This is a genomic window from Pedobacter sp. 01T416_2 (assembly GCF_056398925.1).
The window spans coordinates 1-4,755 of sequence record NZ_JBFTQI010000706.1 but is presented as its reverse complement, the minus strand read 5'-3'; the positions used below and the strand labels follow the sequence as shown (position 1 = coordinate 4,755).

Sequence of the window (4,755 nt, the reverse complement as noted above, 5' to 3'; positions counted from 1 at the left end):
AGTTTTTCGCTGGTGCTTAACTGAAAAAGAATAAATTGGTTTTTCGTATAAGTGGTGAATATCGAACTTAAATCTGTTCTGTATTCATCTTTTACCTTTTTTATTAGCGCATTGGTTTTGGGAAGTATTTTCGTTTGTTCCTGCCAATCATTCAACTTTTTGAGCCATTTGCTGTAATCATCATAAGCATAAAGTGCATAGTTTGCTGTATTATCAGGCAGGATATTCTGGATAGATGTATTTTGTGCAGCTGTATTTTCGAATAGTTTAAGGTAGTTATACTGATCTTTTAACTCTGTATTTCCACTGAAAAGGATTTTTTCTCTGCTAAAATTATAATTAAGTACGGCAAAACTGTTCTGTTTATTAAAAATTGAAATTTCTCCATTAATGTTACCTGCAATAATATTTTTGAGCAGTAAGGGCGCCTGGTTAAAATTGATATAAACATGGCTGAGCACATTTTTAATTTGACGGTTATTCTCCTTAATATATTCGGTAAAGGGATTTTCTGTTAAACGTACATTGGCATCATTGATCAGTTTGAGCGATGTTGAAGCTGTTAATACCTGGTCATGAACGCCTAAATAAACCGATAAGCTGTCATTGAGCTTCACCGTGTACAGGTCTTTAGCATTTTCGCTGATCGCTTTTTTTAATTTTAACTGTTCGTAGAATTTTTTGATGTCATTATCACGTTGTATCTGTACGGTGATTAAGAAGTTCAGGGTTTTATTTGAGTCGGGCAGTACACTAATATAAACTTGCTGATCTTTCAGGTATCTGTTTAGCAGATTATCGTCGATGATACTTGTTTTTAGCTGTTTTAAAAGGTTCATTTTATTCTTTCCTAAAACCTGTTGGATAAGCTGTTGCCCTTCAATGATGTCGTAAAAACCTTTGTCGTTCTGGAAAGAAAACACCAATGCGGCATTATTGGTTGCCGATTGCAGCGCCAGGTCTTTCGCATCATTATCAATTCCCAATTTCGAAAAATAGACGTAGGCCATAAAGGCTACACCTAAAAATAATGCACTTGTTAGAATTACGATTTTTTTCATCTGCTGTGCAACAAATTTAATTTATTACATTGATTAGTGAGAAGTTCTTTGTCAATTTATTAATTTAGCGATTGCTACTAGCAAATAACTATGAATAAACGAATAATCCTTACTGCTTCTTTTTTTGGTGCTGTTGCTGTTTTGCTGGGTGCATTTGGTGCTCATGGCCTAAAGGCCCTAATTGATGGACCATCATTAGAAATTTGGCAAAAAGGTGTTGATTATCAGTTCTATCATACATTTGCACTATTGTACCTTTCTACCTTTGCACGTTACAGAAACAAGCTCATTAATATCGCTTATTTCTGCTTCACGTTTGGAATTATCCTTTTTTCAGGGTCGTTATATTTATTGGCTACCCGAAGCATATCGCATTTAGGATTTACTGAATTTATTGGTCCAATAACACCAATTGGTGGGCTTTTATTTGTATTGGGATGGATAATGCTCTTTTTTGCAGCATTTAAAGATAAATAATGAATACTTTCGAAAATGATATTTTTGCAGAAAGAGAAACACTTTTTGTTGAAGTTATTTTGCCATTATCTTTGGCGAAAAACTATACTTATCGGGTACCTTTCGATTTAAACGATCAGGTTGCCGTCGGAAAACGTGTGGTTGTTCAGTTTGGAAAGCATAAAATTTATACTGCTTTAATTAGCGGCATCAGTACCGTGCCCCCAACGGTTTATGAGGCAAAATATATTATCGATGTAGTAGATACTGAGCCTGTAATTACACCCATTCAGCTTAAATTCTGGACCTGGATGACCAATTATTACATGTGCAATGAAGGTGATGTAATGGCAGCTGCTTTGCCCGCAAGTTTAAAGCTTGCCAGCGAAACGATCTTGATTCTTCGCGAAGATTACAATGAAGATACCGAACTTACCGATAAGGAAGAAATCATTATCAATGCCCTGAAACAGCAACAGAAACTTACTGTTAATGATGTTTCCAAACTCCTTGGACAGAAAACCGTATATCCGATCATCAATCATTTGCTCGATAAAGAATTGATTCTGGTAGCTGAAGAGGTGGTGCAAAAATATAAACCTTTGCTTAAATCGTTCATCATATTAAATGATTTTTATAGCGATGAAGAAAATCTGAAACAGCTTTTTAATGTTTTGGATAGGGCGCCTAAACAATTAGACGCTTTATTGGCTTACCTGAAATTACAAAAATCAAATCTGCCGATCTCTAAAGAACAGCTTTTGGAAGAAAGTAATTGTGGGCCAGCGGCATTAAAAGCTTTAACCGACAAAGATATTTTTGTGGTGATGAAAAGGCCGGTTAGCCGTTTGGCCGCTCACGATGAAGAATTCAGTGTGAATTTCGAACTGAACGAAGGACAACAGAAAGCATTAGGCCAGATTAATCAATATTTTGAAGAGAAGGAGGTGGTTTTGCTGCATGGTGTTACGGCATCTGGAAAAACACAGGTTTATATCAAGCTGATTGAAAAAATCATTCAAAATACAGATGGTCAGGTATTGTTCTTGTTGCCCGAAATTGCTCTAACGACACAGATTGTAGAACGAATTAAGCGTTATTTTGGAAATTCGATCGGGGTGTACCATTCTAAATTCAACAATAGTGAAAGGGTAGAAATCTGGAATAAAGTGCGGACAGGCGCCTACAAGGTAATTCTTGGCGCTCGCTCAGCCGTTTTTCTTCCTTTTCAACACCTTAAATTAATTGTTGTTGATGAGGAACACGAACCATCTTACAAACAATACGACCCTGCACCACGCTACCAGGCAAGAGATGCGGCCATTTATTTAGGTTATCTGCATCAGGCCAAAGTAGTTTTAGGCTCAGCAACACCATCACTTGAGAGTTATTATAATGCCTTACAAGGTAAATATGGACTTGTAGAGATGAAAGAGCGTTTTGGTGGTGTTCAGCTTCCCAATCAGCAAGTAGTAAGTATAATCTGTGCTACCTGTGGTTATACCCCAAAATGTGTAAACTGCGATGTAAGTTTAACCTATCATAAAAGCAGTGGCAAATTACATTGTCATTATTGTGGCTATCAACAAAGTAGCGTAAATATCTGTCCGGCCTGTGGTTCGGTGCATGTAGAGCAAAAAGGATTTGGTACCGAGCGTATTGAAGAAGAACTCAGGTTACTTTATCCGGAAGTTACCATAGCCCGGTTGGATATGGATAGTACAAGGACAAAAAATGGGCTCCAACAGATCTTAAACGACTTCCAAGAAAAGAAAACCGATATTTTAATCGGCACACAAATGGTAGCTAAAGGGTTGGACTTCGATAACCTGAACCTTATTGGAGTAATTAATGCCGATACGCTTTTAGGTTACCCTGATTTCCGTGCTTACGAAAGGAGTTTCCAGTTATTGGCGCAGGTTGCAGGTAGGGCAGGGAGAAGGGCTGATCAGGGAAATGTCTGTATTCAGACTTATGATGCCGAAAACCGCATCATTAAACAGGTGGTGAACAACGATTATGAGGGCATGTACAACGACGAAATCGTAGAACGGGAGAAATTCTTGTATCCGCCTTTTTCCAGAATGATATTCCTATATGTAAAACATAAAGATTCTCATGTACTAGATCACGCGGCATTCACGCTGGCCAATATCCTTAAAGGAAAATTTGGTAAACGGGTTTTAGGTCCAGAGCAACCTCTGGTAAGTCGTGTTCGCAATCTTTATATCAAACAGATCATTATCAAAGCTGATAAGCATACTGCCATTCAAAAAGTTAAAGATGCATTGAGAGAAACCCTGACTCAATTTAATGCTACCAAAGAATTTAAAGGCGTTTTTACACAAATAGATGTAGATCCATACTAGAAATGAGTGAATTATTGAGTGAATGAATTTTGAACGAGTTAATATTTGAGTTTGGAATTATTGAATGGGTTCGTTATTCTTTCCTTCTCTCAATCTCTCATTCAATAAATTCTAATTCTCAGATGTGGATAATGTATCATTCTCTAACTCAGGTAATCTTTATTTAATAACTCAATAATTCAATCATTCTCTCATTTTCCCCTTGTATCACCGTTAAAAAAAGCTAATTTTGAAGCTCATGGCGTATAAATTTGTTGATAATTACCGAGAACGTGGAGCGAGAAAAAAACTGGTTGAGTTGTTGAAATCTCGCGGAATTGAAGATGAAAATGTGTTAACAGCCATAGGTAAAGTTCCACGTCATTTCTTTTTTGATGAAACTTTCTGGAACCAAGCCTACAAAGATATTGCTTTTCCAATAGGTGATGGGCAAACTATATCCCAGCCTTACACCGTTGCTTACCAAAGTGAGCTTTTGCACATTAAAAAAGGAGATAAGGTACTCGAGATCGGAACGGGTTCAGGCTATCAAACCTGTATTTTAATGGAACTTGGCGCAAATGTTTTTACCATCGAAAGACAAGAAAATATATACAATAGAACCATTCAGGTTTTACCCGGAATGGGCTACCGACCTACTTTTTACTGTGGTGATGGCTCGAAAGGAATTGCTGCCCACGCACCGTACGACAAAATAATCGTTACCGCTGGAGCTCCTTTGGTTCCGGAGATATTATTAAAACAATTAAAAATAGGCGGCATTCTGGTCATTCCGGTAGGAGATGAGAAAACACAGAAAATGGTTACTGTTATCCGCGTAAGCGAAACCGACTACGAAAAAATTGTGTTGGATACCTTTAGGTTTGTAC

At 37.3% G+C, this 4,755-nt stretch carries 4 protein-coding genes; 3 read left to right on the top strand and 1 reads right to left on the bottom strand.

Annotated features, from left to right (window positions below; genetic code table 11):
• Positions 1-1,061, bottom strand: a 1,061-nt coding sequence (locus AC1DPQ_RS22820) for a hypothetical protein (protein ID WP_477610968.1), incomplete at its 3' end; no start/stop codon positions are given.
• A gap of 90 nt (positions 1,062-1,151) precedes the next feature.
• On the opposite strand from AC1DPQ_RS22820, the gene AC1DPQ_RS22815 reads away from it, so the two are divergent.
• The 3 genes from AC1DPQ_RS22815 to AC1DPQ_RS22805 all read left to right on the top strand — a co-directional run.
• Entirely contained in the window at positions 1,152-1,538 is a 387-nt protein-coding gene (locus AC1DPQ_RS22815; protein WP_029279875.1) for a DUF423 domain-containing protein, read from the top strand.
• Positions 1,538-3,886 (top strand): replication restart helicase PriA, encoded by a 2,349-nt coding sequence (gene priA / locus AC1DPQ_RS22810; RefSeq protein WP_477610967.1) that lies wholly within the window; start codon positions 1,538-1,540, stop codon positions 3,884-3,886. The genes AC1DPQ_RS22815 and priA overlap by 1 nt, the downstream gene beginning before the upstream one ends.
• Positions 3,887-4,124: 238 nt before the next feature.
• On the top strand, positions 4,125-4,755 hold a 631-nt coding region (locus AC1DPQ_RS22805), incomplete at its 3' end, for a protein-L-isoaspartate(D-aspartate) O-methyltransferase (protein ID WP_477610966.1).

What these genes read in the sequence shown, in the direction of transcription:
- AC1DPQ_RS22815 (WP_029279875.1), top strand. Translation starts at nt 1,152, where the DNA reads ATGAATAAACGAATAATCCTTACTGCTTCTTTTTTTGGTGCTGTTGCT.
- priA (WP_477610967.1), top strand. Translation starts at nt 1,538, where the DNA reads ATGAATACTTTCGAAAATGATATTTTTGCAGAAAGAGAAACACTTTTT.